This is a genomic window from Humitalea sp. 24SJ18S-53 (assembly GCF_050632385.1).
Lineage (GTDB): Bacteria > Pseudomonadota > Alphaproteobacteria > Acetobacterales > Acetobacteraceae > Humitalea.
The window spans coordinates 3,363,819-3,384,540 of the sequence record NZ_CP192599.1 but is presented as its reverse complement, the minus strand read 5'-3'; the positions used below and the strand labels follow the sequence as shown (position 1 = coordinate 3,384,540).

22 protein-coding genes are annotated in these 20,722 nt (G+C 68.3%); 15 read left to right on the top strand and 7 right to left on the bottom strand.

The window, feature by feature from the left end; all coding sequences use genetic code 11:
• Nucleotides 1–160: 160 nt before the first annotated feature.
• Nucleotides 161–394: a helix-turn-helix domain-containing protein gene (locus ACQW02_RS16125; RefSeq protein WP_431285912.1), complete on the top strand. Its 234-nt coding sequence runs from the start codon at nucleotides 161–163 to the stop codon at nucleotides 392–394.
• Entirely contained in the window at nucleotides 391–918 is a 528-nt protein-coding gene (locus ACQW02_RS16120) for a hypothetical protein (protein ID WP_431280936.1), read from the top strand. The genes ACQW02_RS16125 and ACQW02_RS16120 overlap by 4 nt, the downstream gene beginning before the upstream one ends.
• 598 nt (nucleotides 919–1,516) lie before the next feature.
• Here ACQW02_RS16120 and ACQW02_RS16115 read toward each other — a convergent pair.
• Nucleotides 1,517–3,712 (bottom strand): VapE domain-containing protein, encoded by a 2,196-nt coding sequence (locus tag ACQW02_RS16115; protein WP_431280935.1) that lies wholly within the window; start codon nucleotides 3,710–3,712, stop codon nucleotides 1,517–1,519.
• 291 nt (nucleotides 3,713–4,003) lie between these two features.
• Here ACQW02_RS16115 and ACQW02_RS16110 point away from each other — a divergent pair, with 291 nt between their 5' ends.
• A complete protein-coding gene (locus ACQW02_RS16110; RefSeq protein ID WP_431280934.1) occupies nucleotides 4,004–4,846 on the top strand; it encodes a polysaccharide deacetylase family protein in 843 nt (280 codons plus the stop codon).
• Here ACQW02_RS16110 and ACQW02_RS16105 read toward each other — a convergent pair.
• Together ACQW02_RS16105 and ACQW02_RS16100 are read right to left on the bottom strand one after the other, a co-directional pair.
• The gene (locus ACQW02_RS16105; protein WP_431280933.1) at nucleotides 4,797–5,573 is read right to left on the bottom strand and encodes a glycosyltransferase family 2 protein; all 777 of its coding nucleotides are present in this window, start codon (nucleotides 5,571–5,573) and stop codon (nucleotides 4,797–4,799) included. The genes ACQW02_RS16110 and ACQW02_RS16105 overlap by 50 nt on opposite strands.
• Nucleotides 5,573–6,364, bottom strand: coding sequence for a lysophospholipid acyltransferase family protein (locus tag ACQW02_RS16100; RefSeq protein WP_431280932.1), 792 nt, complete (start codon nucleotides 6,362–6,364; stop codon nucleotides 5,573–5,575). The genes ACQW02_RS16105 and ACQW02_RS16100 overlap by 1 nt, the downstream gene beginning before the upstream one ends.
• A gap of 213 nt (nucleotides 6,365–6,577) precedes the next feature.
• Here ACQW02_RS16100 and ACQW02_RS16095 point away from each other — a divergent pair, with 213 nt between their 5' ends.
• The 12 genes from ACQW02_RS16095 to fabG all read left to right on the top strand — a co-directional run bounded on the left by ACQW02_RS16095 (nucleotide 6,578) and on the right by fabG (nucleotide 17,017).
• Entirely contained in the window at nucleotides 6,578–7,264 is a 687-nt protein-coding gene (locus ACQW02_RS16095; RefSeq protein ID WP_431280931.1) for a class I SAM-dependent methyltransferase, read from the top strand.
• 358 nt (nucleotides 7,265–7,622) lie between these two features.
• On the top strand, nucleotides 7,623–7,919 hold the full coding sequence (locus tag ACQW02_RS16090) for a phosphopantetheine-binding protein (RefSeq protein WP_431280930.1): 297 nt from the start codon (nucleotides 7,623–7,625) through the stop codon (nucleotides 7,917–7,919).
• Between the two features lie 4 nt (nucleotides 7,920–7,923).
• Nucleotides 7,924–8,403 carry a hypothetical protein gene (locus ACQW02_RS16085; RefSeq protein ID WP_431280929.1) on the top strand — a complete coding sequence of 160 codons (480 nt, stop codon included), beginning with the start codon at nucleotides 7,924–7,926 and terminating at the stop codon, nucleotides 8,401–8,403.
• 4 nt (nucleotides 8,404–8,407) lie between these two features.
• Nucleotides 8,408–9,766: an AMP-binding protein gene (locus tag ACQW02_RS16080; RefSeq protein WP_431280928.1), complete on the top strand. Its 1,359-nt coding sequence runs from the start codon at nucleotides 8,408–8,410 to the stop codon at nucleotides 9,764–9,766.
• Nucleotides 9,763–10,062 carry a hypothetical protein gene (locus tag ACQW02_RS16075; protein WP_431280927.1) on the top strand — a complete coding sequence of 100 codons (300 nt, stop codon included), beginning with the start codon at nucleotides 9,763–9,765 and terminating at the stop codon, nucleotides 10,060–10,062. The genes ACQW02_RS16080 and ACQW02_RS16075 overlap by 4 nt, the downstream gene beginning before the upstream one ends.
• The gene (locus ACQW02_RS16070; RefSeq protein WP_431280926.1) at nucleotides 10,062–10,982 is read left to right on the top strand and encodes a hypothetical protein; all 921 of its coding nucleotides are present in this window, start codon (nucleotides 10,062–10,064) and stop codon (nucleotides 10,980–10,982) included. The genes ACQW02_RS16075 and ACQW02_RS16070 overlap by 1 nt, the downstream gene beginning before the upstream one ends.
• Nucleotides 10,979–11,551 carry a LolA family protein gene (locus tag ACQW02_RS16065; protein WP_431280925.1) on the top strand — a complete coding sequence of 191 codons (573 nt, stop codon included), beginning with the start codon at nucleotides 10,979–10,981 and terminating at the stop codon, nucleotides 11,549–11,551. Before ACQW02_RS16070 ends, ACQW02_RS16065 begins: the two co-directional genes overlap by 4 nt.
• Complete coding sequence (locus ACQW02_RS16060; RefSeq protein WP_431280924.1) at nucleotides 11,548–13,887, top strand: MMPL family transporter; 2,340 nt, start codon at nucleotides 11,548–11,550, stop codon at nucleotides 13,885–13,887. The genes ACQW02_RS16065 and ACQW02_RS16060 overlap by 4 nt, the downstream gene beginning before the upstream one ends.
• Before the next feature lie 4 nt (nucleotides 13,888–13,891).
• On the top strand, nucleotides 13,892–15,076 hold the full coding sequence (locus ACQW02_RS16055; RefSeq protein ID WP_431280923.1) for a beta-ketoacyl-[acyl-carrier-protein] synthase family protein: 1,185 nt from the start codon (nucleotides 13,892–13,894) through the stop codon (nucleotides 15,074–15,076).
• Nucleotides 15,073–15,861, top strand: coding sequence for a beta-ketoacyl synthase chain length factor (locus ACQW02_RS16050; protein ID WP_431280922.1), 789 nt, complete (start codon nucleotides 15,073–15,075; stop codon nucleotides 15,859–15,861). The genes ACQW02_RS16055 and ACQW02_RS16050 overlap by 4 nt, the downstream gene beginning before the upstream one ends.
• Complete coding sequence (locus ACQW02_RS16045) at nucleotides 15,849–16,295, top strand: phosphotransferase (RefSeq protein ID WP_431280921.1); 447 nt, start codon at nucleotides 15,849–15,851, stop codon at nucleotides 16,293–16,295. Before ACQW02_RS16050 ends, ACQW02_RS16045 begins: the two co-directional genes overlap by 13 nt.
• Complete coding sequence (gene fabG, locus ACQW02_RS16040; protein ID WP_431280920.1) at nucleotides 16,292–17,017, top strand: 3-oxoacyl-ACP reductase FabG; 726 nt, start codon at nucleotides 16,292–16,294, stop codon at nucleotides 17,015–17,017. Before ACQW02_RS16045 ends, fabG begins: the two co-directional genes overlap by 4 nt.
• Nucleotides 17,018–17,019: 2 nt before the next feature.
• Here fabG and ACQW02_RS16035 read toward each other — a convergent pair whose 3' ends face one another.
• Genes ACQW02_RS16035 through ACQW02_RS16020 form a run of 4 tightly spaced genes read right to left on the bottom strand, consistent with a single transcriptional unit; the run spans nucleotide 17,020 to nucleotide 20,712 of the window.
• Nucleotides 17,020–17,226, bottom strand: coding sequence for a hypothetical protein (locus ACQW02_RS16035; protein WP_431280919.1), 207 nt, complete (start codon nucleotides 17,224–17,226; stop codon nucleotides 17,020–17,022).
• A 44-nt stretch (nucleotides 17,227–17,270) separates the two neighbouring features.
• A complete protein-coding gene (locus tag ACQW02_RS16030; RefSeq protein WP_431280918.1) occupies nucleotides 17,271–18,662 on the bottom strand; it encodes an FAD-dependent oxidoreductase in 1,392 nt (463 codons plus the stop codon).
• Nucleotides 18,663–18,685: 23 nt separating this feature from the next.
• Nucleotides 18,686–19,756, bottom strand: coding sequence for an NAD/NADP octopine/nopaline dehydrogenase family protein (locus ACQW02_RS16025; RefSeq protein ID WP_431280917.1), 1,071 nt, complete (start codon nucleotides 19,754–19,756; stop codon nucleotides 18,686–18,688).
• Nucleotides 19,753–20,712 carry a Bug family tripartite tricarboxylate transporter substrate binding protein gene (locus tag ACQW02_RS16020; RefSeq protein WP_431280916.1) on the bottom strand — a complete coding sequence of 320 codons (960 nt, stop codon included), beginning with the start codon at nucleotides 20,710–20,712 and terminating at the stop codon, nucleotides 19,753–19,755. Before ACQW02_RS16020 ends, ACQW02_RS16025 begins: the two co-directional genes overlap by 4 nt.
• Between the last annotated feature and the right edge of the window lie 10 nt (nucleotides 20,713–20,722).

Genomic DNA, 20,722 nt, shown 5'->3' with positions numbered 1-20,722 from the left:
TCTCCATAGCGGGGGGTGGTTAGGCCGGGCGGGGTGTTTCAGCACCCTGTTCGGCCGTTCTTACGTTGTTCAGTAATCAGAACACGGGTAAGATTGCCTATGCGTCTGAACAACGCAAGGGTTTCCGAACGGGGTGCAGATGCTGGGCGTGCAATCCAAGATGGCTCGAGCTGCTCTTGGCCTCGGTGTTCGAGAACTGGCGCTGGCCTCTGGCGTGTCGGCGGACACCATCGTGCGGCTCGAAAAAGGTGAGCTTCTTCAACCACGCACCCTGGCTGCGATCCGCGCGGCGCTGGAAGTCGCCGGGGTCGAATTCATCGAAGAGAACGGAGGTGGGCCTGGTGTGCGCCTTACGAAGTCGCGGCACACGCCTACGTCAGACATCGCATCGTGACTTGGCAGGCGGCAGCGGCGTGGGTTGGAGCAATCCTCGGCTTTATTAATCTGGCGGGCGGTATATGGGCGAGCCGGCCGCGCGTCACCCTGTGGCCGGACGCGCGCGGCATCGGCGATAGCGGCGCCTCATCGGTGGTCAATGTTGCTGTGACCGCCGGCGATCGGCCGGTGTTGCTGCAGTCGCTTCGCCTGTTTCCCAGTCAACGTGCAATGGATGCCGCATGGTGTGAGGAAGACAGCGACGGCTCAGTCTTCCGCGCCATTGTCGAATGGCACATTCACGGCAGTTTTCTCCACCATGTTCCGGCGGATACCACTCGTATTTTTCGCGTGAAGGCTTTGAACGAGTATCGATATCGCCTCGTCTACGTTCACTGGTGGGATCAACGCTTTCGCATTTTCCCGTGGACGGTACGGATCCTGTCCCGGAAGCGGATCATTGAATTGAACAACGCTTCAGTAGGTGTCCCACGACCAGCGGAAGAAGGGCCCAGCGCGTCCAAAGTCGGTCGGAAAAATTAAAGCCCCTAAGACGAAGACGCGCTGAAATTGAACTGCAAAGTCGAGGCATAATCGTGTTCGGAAGGATCAACGACGGCAACAGAAACAACAACAAGAAGAAGGTTTTTCAATATGATCGACCGCGAGGTCCCACGGCGTGAAATACCCGTGGAAGGCAGGGGCCCCAGGAAGGACCCGCGACCCCCCACCCCCTCCTATCTGCGACTGGCCGCGCTTCATCGCCCGTCCTTTAGGCGCAGCGCCAGTTCGTGCAGGGCACCAATGATCTCGCCCCTGTCTTCGTGGAAGGCGTCAGGGTTTCGAGCGGAAGGCGGGCGGAGGCGTTGCGCGCGGTCCAGGATCCCACCGACGATCTCGGTCAGAGTTGGTGACGCAGGTGACGCGGGTGACGCAGGTGACGCACAGTGTCGCAAATTCACATAGGCGCGGGCGGGGGTGTGTGCGTGCGCCTGCGCACGCCCTGATCCCACTTCCTTACCCCCAGGGTATCTATAGTAATATGCGTCACCTTTGATGATGTGCGTCACCGGTCTTTGTTTTCGTTGGATTGTTGGTGACGCACTGGTGACGCACATGGCGCAGGCTGCTGGCGCGGTCTTCATAGCGCGCTGCTCCTGACGAACCAGCGCCCCGCATTATCCCTTCGTCTCTGCCATCCAAGCCGCAACAGAATGGCCGCGACGCGACGCTGATCGGCCGTGCCCAGCTTCGGGGTTTCGACCATTAGGGCGCTGCGCGCGACGTCCAACACGGTCGTTTTTGACAGCCCCACAAGCCAAGCCTTGATTGCGTCTTCCCAGGCGTCCGCCTCGAACCGTTCCTCTTGCTGGGGTCGTATCTGTTCCGCCTCGAACTCGGCATCGGGCCACCACTTGGTGCCCTGGCTAAAGAGGTGTGCCGCTTCGGCAAAGAGTTGGTCCCGCTCCCGTCGTAAGGCGTCGGTGTCGATTAGGCCCACCTTCACAGGCCAGAAGCGCCGGCCGCCAGTTTCGTCCCTGAGATAGGCGTCCTGATTCGTGCTGCCGATGAACAGGCATTGGCGGGGCTCGAGGACTTCCTTCCGCCCGTAGCTCGGCCGGTATCGCTCGACGGGGCGCGTGATGAACGATTTGAGGCGCGAATTCTCGGCCTTGCCCAGCGCCGCCAGCTCGGCAATCTCGATCAGCCATTTGCCGTTGAGGTGCTGGGCAGCGTCCTTACCGGCGTTGATGTCCGGCATAGCGTCGGAGAACCAGGCCCCGCCAAGGATGGCACAGGCGGTCGATTTGCGGGCGCCCTGCGGCCCTTCCAGCACCATCATGTAATCGGCCTTGCAACCAGGCTTCAGGACACGTGCGACCATTGCCACAAGGAACATGCGGCCGATCTGCTTAGTGTATTCGTTGTAGTCGGCGCCAAGGAAGGTGTGCAGCCACGATGACACGCGGGATTCCCCGTCCCACTTCAGGCCCGCCAGGTATTCGCGCACGGGATGGAAAGCGAGCTCGACCGCACGGAGGTCCACCGCCTGGTGGGCAACGTCCTTGCTCAGCGTCTCAAGGCCCTCCCGCTGGAGGTATTCCTGAAGCTTGGATACGTCGGCGTCGGTGACGGCCCGCAGATCGCCGGTGACCTTGTCTTTGAGGACCGGCGCCCGAAGCATTTCGTCTTGCCGGAAGACTTTCGCGACGCGCGAATCCCGGCGCATCGCCAGCATGCAGTTGAAGAGATTACCGCGGGGGTCTCCTTCCTTGGTCCGCTGGCAGTGCTCGAGCCATGATGCGCTATTAGGGGCGGGAGGTTTCTCCATCCTGAGGGGCTGCGCCGCCTTACGCGGTTGCTTCCACCCGAAGTCGGCTGGCGCGCGGCCCATCCACTCGCACAGGACGAAGGCGGCGCCCTGTAGCGACGGCGCGCCGCCAAACTCTATCACCAGGTCGCACGCCGAGAGGCCGGTGCGGGAACCGAAGTCCTGGATCCCGTCGCGGTGAATGGACAGGTCCTCTTCATAGACCCTGCCCAAATCGGCACTGGAAACGCGCCAGGCGCCTGTCCCTGCCTGCCGCTGGGCACGAGGGAATACGCGGGGCACCCAGGCGTCGGCGCTGTCCAGAGCGGCCCGGTTCACCTTCTTGAAGAAGCTGTCGCCATCAGCGGCGGGCCGCGCGGGCCGGGCCGCCCGGGGCGGGTTAGCTTGGTTCTGGGATTTTCCCAGGTCCTGCTTCGCGAGTTGCACGCCGCCCGCACGTTCGATCAGACCCGACGCATCGGCGAGGAAGGCAGCCATGGCGGCGCGCGGGACGGTTGGCAGGGACACCAGCGGGACATCCAGCGGAGACTGTCCCGCCCAGGTGTAGGGCGCCTTGGTCTCGGGATGGATGCCGAAGCCGACGAACTGCTGCCCGAGGCCGAGGAGCTCCACCTGGGCCTTGCTGCCGTCTGGTAGCAGGAACTCCTTGGTCTCCATTTTCGGACCAGGTTCAGCCGCGCGATAGAGCAAGAGCAGCTTCGGCGCCTTGCCGGTTCGCCTGAGCGCGCCGGGGCCGCAAATGCGCTCGGCGGCCGCATTGATTTCCGCGACCAGCGCAGCGTCCAGCACGTCGATATCGAACGCGGCGAGCTGGTCGCACAGAATCCCGGTGTTTCCGGCCGGTGTCTTACCGAGGGAGGCGAGTGTGGCTGCCCGCGCTGCTTTCTCCCACCCATTGCCGATCGGTCGCTTACCGGCGCCCTTCAGCGTCGCGTCGTGGGGGTAGATCGGGACGGGGTAGAAGCCGTTGGTCAGAAGCCTCAGGCGCAGGTCGGTGATGGTCATTTACCGGTAGCCAAACTGCCCGGAAACCCAGGACTTCCGTAGGCGGTATTAGATGTGGTAGCCTCCGCACCGTGTTGATGGCGTTGGGTTGCGTTACACCCCACAGCTCCACCATCGGGGGCGTCACCACAATGAATTCATTGCATTTCCTGGCGTCCTATGCCGGCTGGTCCCGACTTTTGTCCCAGCAGGTTCAACCGGCATGCTCACCTCCTCAGGTCCCGACGTTCCGTTGTTCCAGATCAGGTCCTGGGCCTTGCGCCGGCCGTCGGTAGATCGGGGAGCATGTCAGTGACGGGCCCTCCACCGGGCGCCGTGGGCTGGCGCAGGCTGCGTGCCTGGTCGCCGGCACCATCCATCCGCGCCTCGTTCGCGCTCCACGGGTTGGGCGCGGTCGTCGTCGCGGCCCAGCCGCAGGCCTGGCCGCAGGTGCTGGGCGTGCTGGCCTTCAACCACGCGCTTCTGACCTGTTGCATGCATCCGCGCAGCGCGATCCTTGGGCCCAACATGACTCGGCTGCCAGCCGCCGATCGTGCCCAGGTCGCCCTGACGTTCGACGACGGCCCCGACCCTGACGTGACGCCGCGGGTCCTGGACATCCTGGAGAGCTACGGCGCCAAGGCGAGTTTCTTCGTCATTGGCAGCAAGGCGGCGCGTTGCCCCGCCTTGCTGCGCGACATCGTGGCGCGGGGGCATACCGTCGAGAACCATACCCAAAACCACCCCAACGGCTTCGCCTTTGGCGGCCCGAGGATTTTGTGGCGTGAGGTCGATCAGGCGCAGCGAACGATCGTCGACGCCTGCGGGCAAGCGCCGCGATTCTTCCGCGCGCCGATGGGCCTGCGGAACCCGTTCATGGATCCGGTGCTGAGCATGGCGGGGCTGTCGCTCGTCGCGTGGACGCGCCGCGGCTACGATACGGTGCGCCATCAGCCGACGTGGGTTCTTGACCGGCTTTCGCGTAGCCTCGCGGCGCGGGATATCCTGTTGCTGCATGACGGGAATTCCGCGCGCGACGCGAATGGCATCCCCATCGTCCTCACCGTCCTGCCCCGCCTGCTGGAGCGGATCGCGGCCCAGAATCTCAGCGCGGTGTCCTTGGCGGCGATACCGCCGTCAACCGCCGCCAGATGAGCCACGGCAGGCGTGCCAACATTCCAAAAACCAGCCGCACATGCATGCCGGTCAGCAGGACGTTGTCGCGCCCATAACGGAAATGCGAAACGCCACCCTCTTCGGCCCGCAGGTAGCGAACGGGTGCCGGCAGGTTGATCGGGCGCACCCCTGCCCAGGTCAGGCGCACCGCCGCCTCTGGATCGAAATCGAAGCGGCGCATCCAGCGGCTCCGCTCCATGATCCGTAGCAGGGGTTCGATCGGATAGATCCGGAACCCGAAAAGTGAGTCGCCGATCCCGGCACCCAGTGTTTCAAGATTGGCCCACCAGTTCGAAATACGTCGCCCGCGCACGCGCAGCATCGGCGCATCGGCGCCAAAGACGGGAACACCAAGGATCATCGCCTCCGGCGCCGCCATCGCCGCCGCCATGAAGGCGGGGATGTGGTCGGCCGGATGCTGGCCGTCCGCGTCCATCACCAGCGCGTGGGTGAAGCCCGCAGCCTGCGCTGCGCGCAGCCCCTGCAGCACGGCGCCGCCCTTGCCGCCGTTCTCGGCCACGACCAGCACGCGCAGCGCCGGATCCGTCGCCGCGGCGGCGCGGACGGGCGCGTCGCTGCCGTCGGTGCTGCCGTCGACCACGACCCAGACCGGCGCCCAGACCGCACGCGCCTCACGCACCGTGTCGAGCAGCTTGCGGCCGCTGTTGTAGCTCGGGATGAGGACCAGCATGGACGGCGTTGGCATCAGCCGGGGTTTTTCGCGCGCAACTGGGTGCGGAAATAGGTCTCCAGCCGCTCAACGAATGCCTGCGGATCATCGCCGACCGCAAAACGCTCCCCAAGGCGGACGCGGAAGACGAGCGGCAGGACCGGCGGACGCAGCAACGGCCAACTCTTGCTGAGGTAGGGGTTGTCGGCCTCGATCAGCAGCGTCTGCACCGGTGCCTTGGCGGCCTTGGCCATGACGGCAAAACTGCGATGCAGGGGATCGATCGGCGGGTGAACCGTCCGGGAGCCTTCGGGAAATATCAGCAACTGGCTGCCGTCGCGGATCGTTTGTGCCGCCCCGCGGATCATCGACAGCGGTGCGTCGTTGCGCACGTAGCCGGCAAGCCGGATGCCGCCGCCAAGGAACAGGCTGTCCCACAGCGATGCCTTGGTGATGCACACGACGCGCGGCAGGCGGGACAGCAGCAGCACCGCGTCCAACATCGTCGGGTGATTGGCCGCGATCACGATGCCCGGGTCGTGCCGCAAGGTATCGACGGCAGCAAGGTCGGCCCGCAAGACACCCGTGACGCGCATCACCCACAGCGACCAGCGGAAGCCGGCCATGATCCCGAATTGTCCCAGTCGGTGGCCCGTCCCACGCGGCAGCAATGGGTAGAGCAAAGACGCGGGCAGACTCCACACCAGGCAGGACAGCCCGAATACCCCCAGGCAGAGATAAAACGCGACGCGATAATAGGCAGCGAGAAGCCAACCCTGGGCAGGCAAGGCATCTCGGCTGTCGGCCCGCGCCCGGCCCTGCTCCATCGGTATTTTCTTTTCGCGGAAGTTTTTAGTGGCCTATGGTAACTGTCGCTGGACGGCATAGTAAAGGGACGAAGGGTGACGCAGGGCGGGTCGATTTCGAATGAGAATAAGCCGCGGACGGAACTAGACGCGGATTGGCAACCCAACGCCCCAGCGGCCCCGCACGCACCACTTCTGGCGTATTACACGGCGCCGCAGGGGCGCTTCGGCTTTGTGCGCGATCTGTTCGACCGGACAGCGGGTTCCTACGATCGCATCAACAGCGTGCTCTCCCTGGGGTCCGGGGCCTGGTACCGGAGCCGTGCGCTGCAACGTGCCGGCCTGCGGCCCGGTGCGCGCATGCTGGACGTCGCGATAGGGACCGGGCTTGTCGCGCGTGAGGCGGTGCGGATCCTGGGGCCCGCCGGGGCCGTCATCGGCCTGGACATCAGCGCCGGCATGCTGGCTGTGGCGCGACGTTCACTGCGCATTCCCCTGATCCAGGCGCGGGCGGAAGCGCTTCCCCTTGGCGATGCCAGCGTGGATTTCATCAGCATGGGATATGCGCTGCGCCATGTGAGCGACCTTGCCCTGCTGTTCGCGGAATTCAGGCGCGTGCTGCGTCCTGGCGGCACGATCCTGGTGCTGGAGATCGCGCGGCCGGAGGGCCGCTTCGGCCATGCGATGGCCCGCGCCTATGTCGGTGGCATCGTGCCCAGCCTGAGCCGCCTGGCCGGCGCCGATGCCAGGACGCTCATGCGCTACTACTGGGATACCATCGAGTCCTGCGTTCCGCCCGAGGATATCATGCGCCATCTGCGCGAGACGGGGCTGGAGCAGGTGATGTGCGAGACGGACCTTGGCGCCTTCCGGGCCTATACGGCGCGACGTGCCCCGCCCCAGGCCGCGACACCGCGCTGATCTTCGAAGTGCCGCCGCAGATACCCGTCGCACCGCGGCCATGGCCCGTCGAACGCATCGGTGCGGCCGGCGCGCGCGGGCCGGCACGGTAACGGGACGGGTCGGCCGGCGACGCACGGCGTATCGTCCGCGGCGCTTTTAACGTCGCAATGGTCGATGGGGTGTCGATTGGGCTATATGGGGCAGGGACAGACGTGGCCTGAGCCGCGGAGGCCGTGACCGGCCCTTCTCGCGGATCGCTGCGTCTGACCTGGCCACGTTGCCTCCGTCCATGCCGCGCTGCTATTTAAAAATTCCGCCATGATACAACCCAATCGCCGGCCTATCGTTGAAGAAACAGCACCGCCAGGGGGAGAGAATGCGTACCGAAGACTCCACAGCGCTGCCGGGGCAAGCCGCTGATTCGTTGGAGGTCGATCTCGCTCGACTGATCGTCACTACACTTTCGCTTGAAGTTTCGCCTGAACAGATCTTGCCCGAAGCACCACTGTTTGGTGAAGGACTTGGGCTGGATTCCATCGATGCGCTCGAATTGGCTCTCGCCATTTCCAAGGCCTATGGCGTGCAGTTGCGATCGGATGACGAGCGCAACCATCGCATTTTCGCGTCCCTGCGTAGCCTTGCCGGCCATATCGCGAAGCACCGGACCGGCTGAGGCGATGCGTCCCGAGTGGCGCCATGACGTCGCGCGCCTGGCGACCGTCTGGCTGCTGGCCGTGGCGGTGGAGGTCGCGGTTGGCGCGGTCTTCGTCCAATACGTGGGCAGGGCCGGGTCGGCGGTGATCGCCGTGCTGATGAACCTGCTGGTCTGTCTGCGCTTTGCCGTCACCTTGCTGCCGGGGCGCGTTCCTCTCATCACGCGGTATGCGCGCAGCGATGCGATGGGCCTGCCAGCGGATCGCGAAGGCTACACACATGCGCTGACCGCCGTTTGGGCGGCACTGCTCGGCGCATTCGCGCTTTTGCATGCCGGGGCGATCCCGGATCTTTGGAGCTCGCGCGCCGTGGCCCTGGCGCAAGCGGTCGTTTGTCCCGCGTTCTTCCTGGGCGAGCATTGGTGGCGGAGCCGGGCGCTGCCAGAACTCGGCCGGGCGACGCCCTGGCGAACGCTGCGCGCGATCCGCGCCGCCGGCGGCTGACGGCATGGCGACGGACCATTTGGCCGAGCTCGGCACGGCGTTGACCCCGCGCGCCGCGTCGGAGGTGATTTGCCACCACGGCGCGGACCGCGTCGTCACAGTCGGTGCCTTCCTGGCCGAGGTGGCCGCCGTCGCGGCACGCCTTCCGGCGCATGGCTACGCGGTCAATCTCTGCGCGGATCGTTACCTGGCCCTGGTCGGCTTCGCGGCGGCGTTGCTGCGCGGCCACCCGACGCTGCTTGGCGGCGGGCCTGGTGCGCCGCCGGCGTTTCTTCGCATGTTGGCGGCGCATTATCCGGCGGCCTACGCGATGACGGACGCATCGCTGCCCGAGGCTGTGCTGCCGGCCTGCCGCGTGGACGGGCCATTGCCCGCACCCGGCGCGGCGCTGCCCCCGCTGCCGGCCATCCCGCACGGTCGGATTGCCGCGATTGCCTTTACCTCCGGCTCGACCGGTGCCCCCACGGCGCATCCCAAGCCATGGGGCGCGCTGGTCGCCGGTGCCGAGGCGGCGGCGGCACGCTTCGGACTGCGGCACCAGGATGGGCCGCCCACCAGCATCGTCGCCACGGTTCCGCCGCAGCACATGTATGGCTTTGAGACGACAATGATGCTGCCGCTTCGCGCCGCGGTCGCGATCCATGCGGGGGCGACATTCTTCCCGTCGGATGTGCTGGACGCGCTGGGACTGGTGCCCGCGCCGCGGCTGCTGATCACCACGCCGGTCCATCTGCGCGCACTGCTTGGGCAAGCGCGCCCGATGTGTCCGCCCGACGCCGTGATCTCGGCGACCGCGCCGCTGTTGCGGGAGATGGCCGAGGCGGTGGAACGCGACTGGGGCGCTGCGATGCTGGAGATCTACGGCGCGACCGAGGCCGGCTCCATGGCCAGCCGGCGCTTGGTGGAAGACGATACCTGGCTGCCCTATGCCGGCGTCCAGGTACTGCCGGGCACGGCGCTCGTGCCCGGCATCGGCGCCGTGGCGCTGTCCGACGCGGTGGAGCCGGTGGGCGGTGGCCGGTTCCGGCTGCTCGGGCGGCTGTCGGACGTCGTGAAGCTCGGCGGCAAACGCGCCTCGCTGGCGGAGCTGAACCGCATACTCGGTGCGGTGCCGGGCGTGGTCGACAGCGTGTTGGTGCCGCCGGAGGATATCGAGAGCAATCCATCCGCCCGCCTGACCGCCTATGTCGTGGCGCCCGGATGCGCGCCGGACGACATTCTGGGCGCGCTGCGTGGTCGATTGGATCCGGTTTTCCTGCCGCGGCGGATGGTCATGGTCCAGCGCCTCCCGCGTGACGGGTTGGGCAAGTTGCCGCACCAGGCGCTGGCGGCGATTGGCCGCGCCAATTCGGGCAAAGCATGACCCCCCCGGCACCGACCCGCTTCATGCTCCCTGGCAGCCACCCAGCGATACCCGGCCATTTCCCGGGGCGGCCCATCGTCCCGGGCGTGCTTCTGCTGGACGCCGTGCTGCAGGCCATTGCCGCCACACAGGCCGAAGGCACCCCGGTTCGGCCACCGGGTCCGCTGCGCGCCAAATTCCTGGCACCGGTTGCCCCAGGGATGGCGGTGGAGATCCGGCTTGTTCCGCGGGAGGATGCGCGCATCGCCTTCACCTGCCACTGCGATGGTATCGTCGTGCTGCGCGGAGAGACGTGATGCCAGCCCGATCCGCATCCCACGACTGGACCGCCGCGCCGGAGCGGGGGAGCGTCGCGATGACCCGGCTGATGCTGTGGATCGTCGGTGCGCTCGGCTGGCATGCTGGCCATGTCCTGCTTTACCCGATCGCGGCCTATTTCCTGCTGTCCTCGCCCCGGCAGCGCGCGGCGGCGCGCATCTATCTGGGTCGTGCGCTCGGCCGCGCGGCCGGCCCTCGCGACCTGTTCCGGCTTTACTTCGCCTTCGCATCGACGATCCTCGATCGCGTGTGGCTGGCCTCCGGCCGCACCCGGGATTTCAACATCGAGGTGCACGGGCTGGAGACGCTGCGCGACACCATTCAGGCTGGACGGGGCTGTCTGCTGTTCGGCGCGCATTTCGGGAGTTTCGAAGCCCTGCGCGCCGTGGGGGACGCCGGCTGTCCCGTGGATGTCACCATCCTGATGCACGAAGCGAATGCAGCCCGGGTCAAGGCGTTGTTCGACGCGCTCGGTGGCCCCGAGCGTGCCGCGGCGATCATACCGCTGGGCCTGCCGGATTCGATGCTGCGCGTGCGGGAGTGCCTGGACCGTGGCGGCATTGTCGGCCTGCTGGCCGACCGGGCGGCGCGCGGCGAACGGGTGCAGCACGTCACGTTCCTGGGCGAGGCGGCACCAATCCCGACCGGGCCGCATGTGCTGGCCGCGGTGCTGAACGCGCCTGTCATGCTCGCCTTCGGCATCTGGCGCGGGCCGCGCCACTACGACGTGCGGTTCGAGCCTTTCGCCGACCGGGTCGCGCCCATGGGTCGCGCCGGGCGCGACGCGGCCGTGGCAGAGTCGGTCGCACGCTATGGCGCCCGGCTTGAGCAGCTTTGCCGGGCCTACCCATACAACTGGTTCAACTTCCATGACTTCTGGCAGAAGCAGGCGGCATGAGGCGACGCGCGGCCATGCTCGGCGTAGCGGCGCTGCTGCCATCGGCCCTGCGTGCCGAGGACGCGCCGCTGACGCGGTTGATGCAGGCGCTTGCCGGCGTGCGGGAACGGCACGCCCGCTTTACCGAGGAGAAGGTGATCCCCGAGCTTGACCTGCCTTTGCCCAACGAGGGCACGCTCTCGTGGATCGCGCCGGACAGGCTGGAGAAAGTCACCCTCTGGCCGATCCAGGAGCGGCTGGTGGTCGCGGGCGGACGGCTGACCTACGAACGAACGGATCGTGGCGTGCAACGCGCATTCGCGCTCAGCGAACAGCATGAGATGCAGGCGCTGGTGGAAGCGATCCGCGGCACCTTGGCAGGCGACCTCGTGATACTGCGACAGCACTATGAGGTCGCGTTCGAGGGACGGAGCGATGGCCCCTGGCGCCTTGTGCTGATGCCGATTTCCGTGCGCCTGCGCAGCGCCGTGCAGCGTATCGTCGTGACCGGCGAGGCGAGCGAACTGCTTGGCGTGGATACCGAGGGCAGCGGCGGCACCAGCCGGATGCGGATCACCCCGGCACCGTGAAGCGTCTTGTCGCGCTGTTGCTGTTCCTGGCGGGGGTGGGCGGGATGCTGGCCTGGTTGGCGCCACCACGCGCCGATCTGGTCGAGTTCCTGCCGCCAGGCCGTACGCCCGCCAGCGCGTTCCTGTTCCGCGAATTGCAAAGTGGCGCCGCCACCACCCTGCTGCTCGCGGCGATCGAGGGCGCACCGCGCGACGAACTGGCCCGGCTGTCGCGTGAGACGGCGGCGGGGCTGCGGGCGTCCGGCCGCTTCGCCTTCGTCGGTGACGGCAGCCTGCGCCTGGTGGAGGCGGAGGAGGCGCTGCTGTTCCGCTACCGCTACCTGCTGTCGGCGGACACGCGGGCCGAGGGTTTTTCCGCGGCGGCACTTCGGCCGCGACTGGAGGCGCTGCTCGATGGCCTTCGCTCCGCCGCGTCGCCGCTATTGGCCAGGTTCGGTTTTGCTGACCCGACGGGGGCGTTCTTCGGCCTGATGGCAGCCTGGCTGGCGGAGTCCAGGATCGAGACGTCGGACGGTGCCTGGTTCGCGGCAACCGGGGCCGGGGCGCCGCGTGCGTTGCTGGTGGCGCGGGGCCTGGGCGCGGGCATGGATGCGGACGCGCAGCAGGCGGCGATGGATGCTTTCGCCGCGGCCTTCGCCGCCGCCCATCCGGCCCCATCGGCGCGCTTGCTGCTGAGCGGGCCTGGCGTTTTCGCGGCCGCGGCGGCGGGACAGATCAAGGCCGATGTGCAGTTCGTGACGCTGACCTCGGCGGCGTTGCTGGCGGCGTTCCTGTATTGGCGGTTTCGCTCACTGCTGCTGCTGGCGCTGGTCGCGGTGCCGCTCGGGGCCGCGACGGTCGTGGGCTATGCCGTCACGGCGTTGCTGTTCGGCACGGTCCATGCTGTGGCGCTGGGTTTCGGGGTGACGATGCTGGGCGTCGCGGTCGATTACCCGATCCTGCTGCTGACGCTGCGCCGGCCTGGCGAGACGCTGCGGGATGCGGCGGCGAGGATCTGGCCGACGCTACGCCTCGCGGCCGTGGCGGCGGCGGCGGGCTTGCTCGCCATGCTGGGATCGGGCCTGCCGGGGCTGGTGCAGATCGGCGTATTTGCCGGGGCCGGGTTGTTGGCGGCGGCGGCCACGACGCGCTGGGTGGTGCCGCATCTGGTGCCCGATGGGGCGCCGGTTGCCGCGCGGCCGCTGCCGCGATGGATGGTGGCGCCGCTGGATGCGCTGCGCGGACGGCGCATTGCGGCGCTCGCGCTGGTGTTGCTGGCGGCGGTATTCCTGGTCGTGACCGGCGGGCCCGGCCGGCAGCGTGATCTGGCGGCGTTGAGCCCCATTCCGGCGGCCCAGCAGGCGCTGGACGCGGAATTGCGGGGCCAGCTTGGCGCGCCGGACGTCCGCAGCCTGTTCGTGATCGGTCCGGCCGCGTCCGACGCGGAGGTCCTGCGCCGCGCCGAGGATCTGGCCGAAGCCTTGCGGCCGCTGGTGCAACGCGGCCTGCTGTCCGGCGTGGACCTGCCAAGCCGCTATCTGCCAAGCCCAGACCTGCAGCGTGCGCGGCAGGCCGCCCTGCCGGAGCCTGCGGCCCTTGATGCGGCCTTGCGCGCCGCCGCCGCCGGGCTGCCGTTTCGCGCCGGCGCCTTCGCGCCGTTCCAGGCGGCGGTGGAGGAGAGCCGGATCCTGCCACCGCTCGGCCTCGCGGCCCTGGCCGATAGCGCGCCGACCGTCGCCGCAAGGTTGGCGCCGCTGCTGGCCCGGCACGATGGCGCGGTTTGGGGCATCGGCCCCGCGACCGGCGTCGGTGATCCGGTGGCGCTGGAAGCGGCCGCGGCGGCACTGGGCCTGCCCGGTGTGCTGTTCCTGGACGTGAAGCTGGAGATGGAGCGCCTGCTCGACGACTACGGGCAATCGACCATGGGCTGGGGGCTGGCGGGCGCCGTCCTGGTGCTTGCGCTGCTGATGGCCGGGCTGCGCGGCATGCGACGCGGCTTGGGTATCGCCGCGCCGATCGGTGGGGCAGTGATCGTCTCCCTCGCCGTGCTGACCCTGGCGGGGGAAGCGATCAGCCTGTTCCATATGGCTTCGCTGCTGCTGCTGGCAGGCTTGGCGATTGATTATTCCCTGTTTCTTGCCCAAAATAGCGGCAAGCAAAACGGGGACGTAAGTCCGAACGACGACAGCATAGGAGCCGTCTTGAACTGCGCCATGTCCACGTTGCTGACGTTTGGCCTGCTCGCGTTCTGTGAAACACCCGTGCTGCATGGGATCGGCCTGACGGTGGCGGCCGGCGTCGTGGCGGCGTTCCTGCTGGCCTGCGCGATGTCGCCCCGCGTGGCGCATGGGCGCTAGCACGATGTGGCCTCTGGCCATCGCGGCGCGCAGCACGGTCACGGCGCTGGGTGCCGGCACCGAGCCTTTGCGCGCGGCGCTGCACGCCCGGCGCGGCGGCTTGGCGCGCTGCGACTTTCCGGGCGGACCGGCGGCGACCTGGCTTGGCCAGGTGCCCGGGCTCGACAGCGCGACGCCGCCATTGGGCCTGCGCGCCTACGACTGCCGGAACAACCGCCTGGCCGAACTGGCGCTGCGCAGCGACGGCTTCGAGGAGGCCGTGCTGCGCGCCCGAGACCGCCATGGCGTCGACCGGGTGGCGGTGGTCGTCGGCACCAGCACGGCGGGTATCGAGGAGACGGAACAAGCCTATGCCCGGCGCGTTCCGGGCAATACCGCGTTGCCGGCCGATTTCGATTTCGCACGCACGCATGATCTACAGGCATTGCCCGACTACCTGCGCGCGAGGCTGGGGCTGCGCGGTCCGGCGCTGGTGATTTCCACCGCCTGCACCTCCGGCGCCCGTGCGATCATGCAGGCGGCGGCGCTGATCGGTGCCGGCGTGGTGGACGCCGCCGTGGCTGGCGGCGTGGACAGCCTGTGCCGATTGACGCTGCATGGTTTTGCCTCGCTCGAACTGCTGGGTCGGGGGCCGTGCCGCCCCTGCGCGGGGGACCGCGATGGCATCTCGATCGGCGAGGGGGCGGGGCTGCTGCTGCTGGAACGGGGCGTGAGGGACGATGCGCCGCTGCTGCTCGGTGCCGGCGCCAGCAGCGACGGGCACCACATGTCCTCGCCGCACCCCGACGGGTTGGGCGCGGTCAGCGCGATGCGCGCCGCGCTGGCGGCGGCGGGGCTCGGGCCGGAGGCGATCGACTACGTCAACCTGCATGGCACCGGCACGCGCGCCAATGACGCGATGGAGGACCGCGCGGTGCACCACGTCTTTGGCAACGCCGTGCCATGCAGTTCGACCAAGGGCTGGACCGGCCACACGCTCGGCGCATCGGGCGCCATCGAAGCCGTCATCGCCGCCATCTGCGTGGAAGACGGGTTGATCCCCGGCTGCCTGGGCGTCGAGGCCGCAGATCCCACGTTTCGCTGCCATATCGCGACCGGCAATGACGCGGCGCCACTCCGTCGCGTCATCAGCAATTCCTTCGGTTTTGGTGGCAGCAACTGCAGCCTGATCATCGGCCGCGCCGCATGAAATGCTGGATCGCCGGCGTCGCCGTGCTGGGGCCGGGACTGCCGGGCTGGGCGCTGGCCGAGCCTGTTCTCGCAGGCACGCAGCCCTGGGTCATGGCCGAGGCCACCGCCCCCCCGCCCGCCATCCTGGCCGCCACGGAGCGCCGGCGTACTGGCGCCACGGTTCGCTTCGCGCTCGCGGCCGCCACGGAGGCGACCGAGGCGGAGAGCGACCGCGCCGCGCTGGAAACCATCTTCGCCAGCGGCAACGGCGATGGCGCGGTGATCGCGGGCCTGCTGGGCGCGATGCATGACCCCGGGGGCGACGTTTCGCCCACGCAGTTCCACAATTCGGTGCACAATGCCGCGGCCGGGTATTGGCATATCGCCGTCGGCTCAACGATGCCGTCGCTGAGCCTCGGCGGGCACGATGGTGTGTTTGCCGCGGGGTTGCTGGCGGCCATGACCGCCGTGGTGTCGAGCGGGCGCGCGGTGTTGTTCTGCGCCTACGACACCCCGGTCCCGCCCCCACTGGCGGCGCTGCGGCAGACGGATTTCCCTTTTGCCGTGGCGCTCGTGCTGCGGCCCGGCGGGGGTGATGGCGCGCGCGCGATGCTCGACCTGCGCTATGTGGCAGGGGCCGCGCCGATGGCGCAACCAGAGGACGGGCTGGATGCGCTGGCCGGCGGCAATGCCGCGGCGCGTGCCATCCCGCTGCTGCGCGCCATCGCCGCGCGCCGGGCTGCGTCCGTCCGCCTGCCGTACCTGACGGACGCGCATCTGGAGATACTGGTTTGCCCGTGCTGAGCCCGCCGCTTGACCACGCGGCGATCGCCGGGCTGGTGCCGCACCATGGCGCGATGTGCCTGCTGGATCGCGCCATCGCCTGGGACGCGTCCCGCATCCTGTGCGAGACCGGACGCCATCGCGACGACGCCAACCCCCTGCGCCGGGACGGCATGCTGCCGGCGGTCTGCGGGTTGGAATTCGCGTTGCAGGCCATGGCGCTGCATGGCGCGGTCGGCGCGGCGGCCGCGCAATCGGTCGGCTTCGTCAGCAGCCTGCGCGACATCAGGATGAACGTGGACCGGCTGGACACCGTCCAAGCCCCGCTGTTGATCGAGGCCGTGGCGCTGGTCGCGGAGACGGGTGGCTTCATCTACCGCTTCGACATCACGGCGGATGGCCGCAGCCTTCTCAGCGGCCAGGCGGCGGTGATCCTGCCGGGAGAGGCCGCATGACGCCGCGTCGCGCATTGGTGACCGGCGGGTCCAGCCCGATTGGCGCCGCCATCTGTCGCGGCCTGTCGGCCGAGGGCCATGAGGTCCTGATTCACGCCCATGGCAACCTGGGCCGGGCCGAAGCGCTGGCGGCCGAGATCGTGGCGGCGGGTGGCCAGGCGCGGGCCTTTGCCTGCGACCTGACCGACATTCCGGCGACCGCCGCGGTGCTGGAGGCGCTGATCGCGGAAACCCCCGTCCAGGTGCTGGTCCACAATGCGGGCACCCATGACGACGTGCCGCTGGCGGGGATGTCGGAACAGCAGTGGCGCGGGGTGGTGGATGTCTCCCTGACCGGCTTCTTCGCCGTGCTGCGCCCGCTGATCCTGCCGATGATCGGCACGCGCTGGGGGCGGATCGTGGCGATCTCCTCCCTATCCGGCATCATCGGCAATCGCGGGCAGGTGAATTACGCGGCGGCGAAGGCAGGGTTGATTGGCGCGGTGAAGTCGATCTCGCTTGAATATGCGTCGCGCGGCGTAACCGCGAATGCCGTGGCGCCGGGTATCATCGCGACGCCCGCCGTCGATGCGGCGATGACGCGCCAGCGGATCGCGGAGATCGTTCCGGCGCGCCGCGCCGGCCAACCGGAGGAGGTGGCGGACCTCGTGTGTTTCCTCGCGTCCAGCCGCGCCGCCTATATCACAGGGCAGACCATCTCGGTCAGCGGGGGGCTGGGCTGAGGTCAGTTCGTCTTTTCGCGCACCCATTCGCCGGCGCGGTTGAGGGCGGCACCCGTGGAATCCGCGGCCCGGCCAAGTGCGGCACCGGTCTGGGTGCCGGCACGGTCCAGCGCCGCACCGGTGCGGGTCGCGGGCCTGCTGCTTTCGCAGCCGCCGACGGCCAGGATGCCGGTCACGGCCAGCGCCAAGGCACCGATCCTGCGGCCCATGGGGCCTGCCTTCGTGTGTCGCGTCATGGCGCCACGGTAGCACATCATCGCTCGGCGGCGACGGCCAAAGGAAGTGCTTCCGGCATGGCGGGTCCCAGACCGATCCTGTGTAGCGCCGAGAGCACGTGGAAGACGGCCTTGAACGACAGGATCGGCAGCACGGCGCGCGGATCCCCACGCAGGTTGCCGGCCAGCATGTTGATGATGCCGTCACGCATCCAAAGCCTGTTGCTGGGTGCCATGAACAGCGACCGCATGACAGGATCGTTGATGCGGTAGATCAGCCAGCTGATGCGATCCATCGCACGCGCCAGTTCCGTGTTCGTGCGCGCTGCCATCCGCTGGCCCCGAACCGGATCGTCGAGCCAGACGTCGGCGGTCCTGGCACCCAGTTCGCCGGCCGTCATGGCCATGAGCACGCCTGTCGAGAACATCGGGTCCACGAAGCCATAGGCATCGCCAATCATCAGGAAGCCATCGCCATGGCCCTGGCTGGCACGGTAGCTGTAGTTCCCGGTGCTGAAGATCTCCGACACGATCTCAGCGCCTTGGGTGCGGGCTGTCACCGTGGGACTTTGGGCGATACGTGCGAGGAACAGTTCCTGCGGCGAACCTTTGCGGCCTTTCCAGGCCGACTGGTTGCCGACGAAGCCGATGCTCATGATGTCGCCCTGCAGCGGGATAAGCCAGAACCAGCCATCTTCGGACAGGTGGATGCTGATATAGCCGTCCAACTCGCCATCACGCCGCGCGACGCCACGGAAATGCGCATAGATCGCCGCCGTGTTGTTGCGTTTGTTCATGTCTTTCACACGCATCCGTCCGGCCAGGAAGGTGTCGCGCCCCGATGCGTCAAGGACGTAGCGAGGGCGGAATTCCTGCGTCGCGTCGGACGCGTCGCGTGCATGGACCGTCGCGCGTTCACCCGCCGCGCCGAAGGCGATGTCGGTGACGCGCGTGTTTTCCAGCGTGACGGCACCGCGGCGGCGCGCATTGGCGAAGAGCAACGTGTCGAACTCCGCGCGCTTGACCTGCCATGCATGGGTCCGCGCCTTGTTCAGCGCCTGGGCAAAGGGAAAGGCGCAGCTACGCCCGGTGCGATCTGAGACGAATTCGGCACCGGGCTTGTGCACGCCGATGGCGCGCACCTCCTCCAACACGCCCAGACGCTCCAGGACGTCGAGGTTGCGGGGGAGGAGGCTCTCGCCAATATGGAAGCGTGGATGGGCTTCCTTTTCGACCAGGACCACGCTGCGCCCCGCCATGGCGAGCTGTGCGGCGGCGGTGGAGCCTGCGGGGCCACCGCCGATGACAAGGACGTCGGGTGCGGACAGGTCATTCATCCGTGCAAGCTCCACACTGGGGCTTTGTGCGTCAAGCATCTCGTTAAGGTGAGGGAACGTTGCGGCCTGCAACGCGCCGACCCCCGCCGGCAACGCGGCATTCGCGGAAAACCGTGCTACCCGCAGCGCGCGCGCAGCCCGGCGACGTCCATCCCCTCCAGACCCAGCCATGCGATCAGCGGGTTGCCCTGGCGCAGCTCCTTGCCGCTGGCGCAGGAGAGCAGGGTGAGGGCGGCCGAGATCTGCGGCGTCGGCACCGCCGCGATCCTGCCCAGCACCTCATAGACCGCGAGGCCATAGGGCATGTCCTCGTCCAGGTAGCGGTGATCCAGGCTGACCGGGCCGCGTGGGGCGCGTCCATCGGCCTCGATCGCCGCGGCGATGGCGGGCAGCGGGCCTTCCGGCACGTGGTAGGAGAGGTGGTAGTGCCGCGCCAGGCTACGCACCGGTTGCCCAAAAACCGTGGCGATGGCGATGCGTTCGGCGTCGATCGCCGCGGCGATGCGTCCGCCTGCTTCACCAAAATGCTCGAACAATTGCCAGGCTTCGTGCCGTTCTATGCGCGACAGGTTGGGGATCACCTGGCCGGCGTGGGCAACGGGGTTGATGTTGGACAGCAACGGCAGCAGCAGCGAGTCCACGGCCGAAAAACGGTCGCCGAACAGCGCCACGCAGGTCGCCAGCAGCGCGTCGCGGCGGTCGGCGGGCAGGGCGGCCGCCTCGAACCTCGCGCGCACAGTGCCGACCTGGATCTTACGTTCCGGCGTGATGCGCCCGGTGCCCAGGGTCGTGCCCCAGGCGACGATGCCGGGGGTCAGGCCGCGTGCTTCGGCCTGTTCCTTCAGCCAGAGCGGCGCCAGGGACAGCGCCCCGCCGCAGATCACCGTCTGCCCCGGCTGCAAAGCCGCCAGCACCGCCGGCAGCAGCAGCGGATAGGCGTCGCCCGGCACGGCCAGCAGCAGGATCGGCCAATCCGACAGGGCGGCGGCATCCGGCAGCAGCGCGACGCTGTGTTCGGCCACCAAGGCCCCAGTGCAGCGCAGCGCCAGCCGCCCGTCGGTGACGGTGCCATGGCGCGGTGCGCCGCGCGGCGACCAGATCGCGACCTCATGCCCAGCCTCGGCTGCCAGGGCGGCGCTGAGGCCGCCGATCGCACCGGCGCCGATGACGGCAAGACGCAGGCTCATGACGCGCTGATGTTGCGGCTGCGGATGATCTCGGCCCATTTGACCGTCTCCTCCCGCACATGGGCGGCGAGCACATCCGGGCCGCCGCCGATCACCTCGATATCCTCCACCGCCAGTTTTTCCCGGAGTTGCGGCTGGGTCAGCGCGGCGGCGGCGGCCGTGTGCAGCCGTGCGATTTCGGCGGGTGGCGTGGCCTTGGGGACGAACAAGGCATAGGCGGTCGTCGCCTCGAACTGCGGCAGGCCGCTTTCGGCGATCGGCGGCACCTGCGGCAGGGTCAGCGAGCGCGTGGTGCCGGTGGTGCCGAGCACGCGCACCGTCCCGGCCTCCACCAACGGGCGGACGGTGGTGGCGGACAGGAAGGCCGCGTCGATCTCACCGGTGTTCAGGGCCTGCATGGTCTGGCCGCTGCCGCGATAGGCGACAAGCGTGAACTGCGTGCCCGAATGGGCCATGAACAATTCGCTGGCGAGGTGGCTGGTCGCCCCGGTGCCGCCGATGCCCATGTTCAGCGCGGTGGGTCGCGCGCGGGCCAAGGCGATCAGCCCGGCGATGTCCCGCGCATCCAGGCGCGTATTGACGCAAAGCACCAGCGGGCTGCGCGCCAGCAAGGTGACGGGCGCGAAGGCGTTGTCGTGCACGTAAGGGATGTTGTTGTAGAGCGCGGGGGCGATGGCATAGGTGCTGTTGGTCGCCAATAACACGGTGCGCCCATCGGCTGGTGCATTGGCGACGAAGGCATGCCCGATGGTGCCGCTGGCGCCGGAGCGGTTTTCGATCACCACGGTCTGGCCCAGGCGCTGCTGCCAGACCTCGGCGAAGAAGCGGCCGACGACATCGGTGGATCCGCCAGGCGCCCAGGGGATGACCATGCGGAGGGGGGCGGCGGGCGTCTGGGCGCGGGCGGCCGGGGCCAGCAAGACGGCGCCCAGCAGGGCGCGGCGGTCGATCAACATGATGAAGGCT

Excerpts from the sequence above, each read along its gene's own strand:
- ACQW02_RS16065 (WP_431280925.1), top strand. The coding sequence starts at position 10,979 with ATGAGGCGACGCGCGGCCATGCTCGGCGTAGCGGCGCTGCTGCCATCG.
- ACQW02_RS16105 (WP_431280933.1), bottom strand. The coding sequence starts at position 5,573 with ATGCCAACGCCGTCCATGCTGGTCCTCATCCCGAGCTACAACAGCGGC.
- ACQW02_RS16050 (WP_431280922.1), top strand. The coding sequence starts at position 15,073 with ATGAAATGCTGGATCGCCGGCGTCGCCGTGCTGGGGCCGGGACTGCCG.
- ACQW02_RS16075 (WP_431280927.1), top strand. The coding sequence starts at position 9,763 with ATGACCCCCCCGGCACCGACCCGCTTCATGCTCCCTGGCAGCCACCCA.
- ACQW02_RS16115 (WP_431280935.1), bottom strand. The coding sequence starts at position 3,712 with ATGACCATCACCGACCTGCGCCTGAGGCTTCTGACCAACGGCTTCTAC.
- fabG (WP_431280920.1), top strand. The coding sequence starts at position 16,292 with ATGACGCCGCGTCGCGCATTGGTGACCGGCGGGTCCAGCCCGATTGGC.
- ACQW02_RS16125 (WP_431285912.1), top strand. The coding sequence starts at position 161 with ATGGCTCGAGCTGCTCTTGGCCTCGGTGTTCGAGAACTGGCGCTGGCC.
- ACQW02_RS16035 (WP_431280919.1), bottom strand. The coding sequence starts at position 17,226 with ATGGGCCGCAGGATCGGTGCCTTGGCGCTGGCCGTGACCGGCATCCTG.
- ACQW02_RS16085 (WP_431280929.1), top strand. The coding sequence starts at position 7,924 with ATGCGTCCCGAGTGGCGCCATGACGTCGCGCGCCTGGCGACCGTCTGG.
- ACQW02_RS16100 (WP_431280932.1), bottom strand. The coding sequence starts at position 6,364 with ATGGAGCAGGGCCGGGCGCGGGCCGACAGCCGAGATGCCTTGCCTGCC.
- ACQW02_RS16020 (WP_431280916.1), bottom strand. The coding sequence starts at position 20,712 with ATGTTGATCGACCGCCGCGCCCTGCTGGGCGCCGTCTTGCTGGCCCCG.
- ACQW02_RS16070 (WP_431280926.1), top strand. The coding sequence starts at position 10,062 with ATGCCAGCCCGATCCGCATCCCACGACTGGACCGCCGCGCCGGAGCGG.
- ACQW02_RS16055 (WP_431280923.1), top strand. The coding sequence starts at position 13,892 with ATGTGGCCTCTGGCCATCGCGGCGCGCAGCACGGTCACGGCGCTGGGT.
- ACQW02_RS16090 (WP_431280930.1), top strand. The coding sequence starts at position 7,623 with ATGCGTACCGAAGACTCCACAGCGCTGCCGGGGCAAGCCGCTGATTCG.
- ACQW02_RS16025 (WP_431280917.1), bottom strand. The coding sequence starts at position 19,756 with ATGAGCCTGCGTCTTGCCGTCATCGGCGCCGGTGCGATCGGCGGCCTC.
- ACQW02_RS16080 (WP_431280928.1), top strand. The coding sequence starts at position 8,408 with ATGGCGACGGACCATTTGGCCGAGCTCGGCACGGCGTTGACCCCGCGC.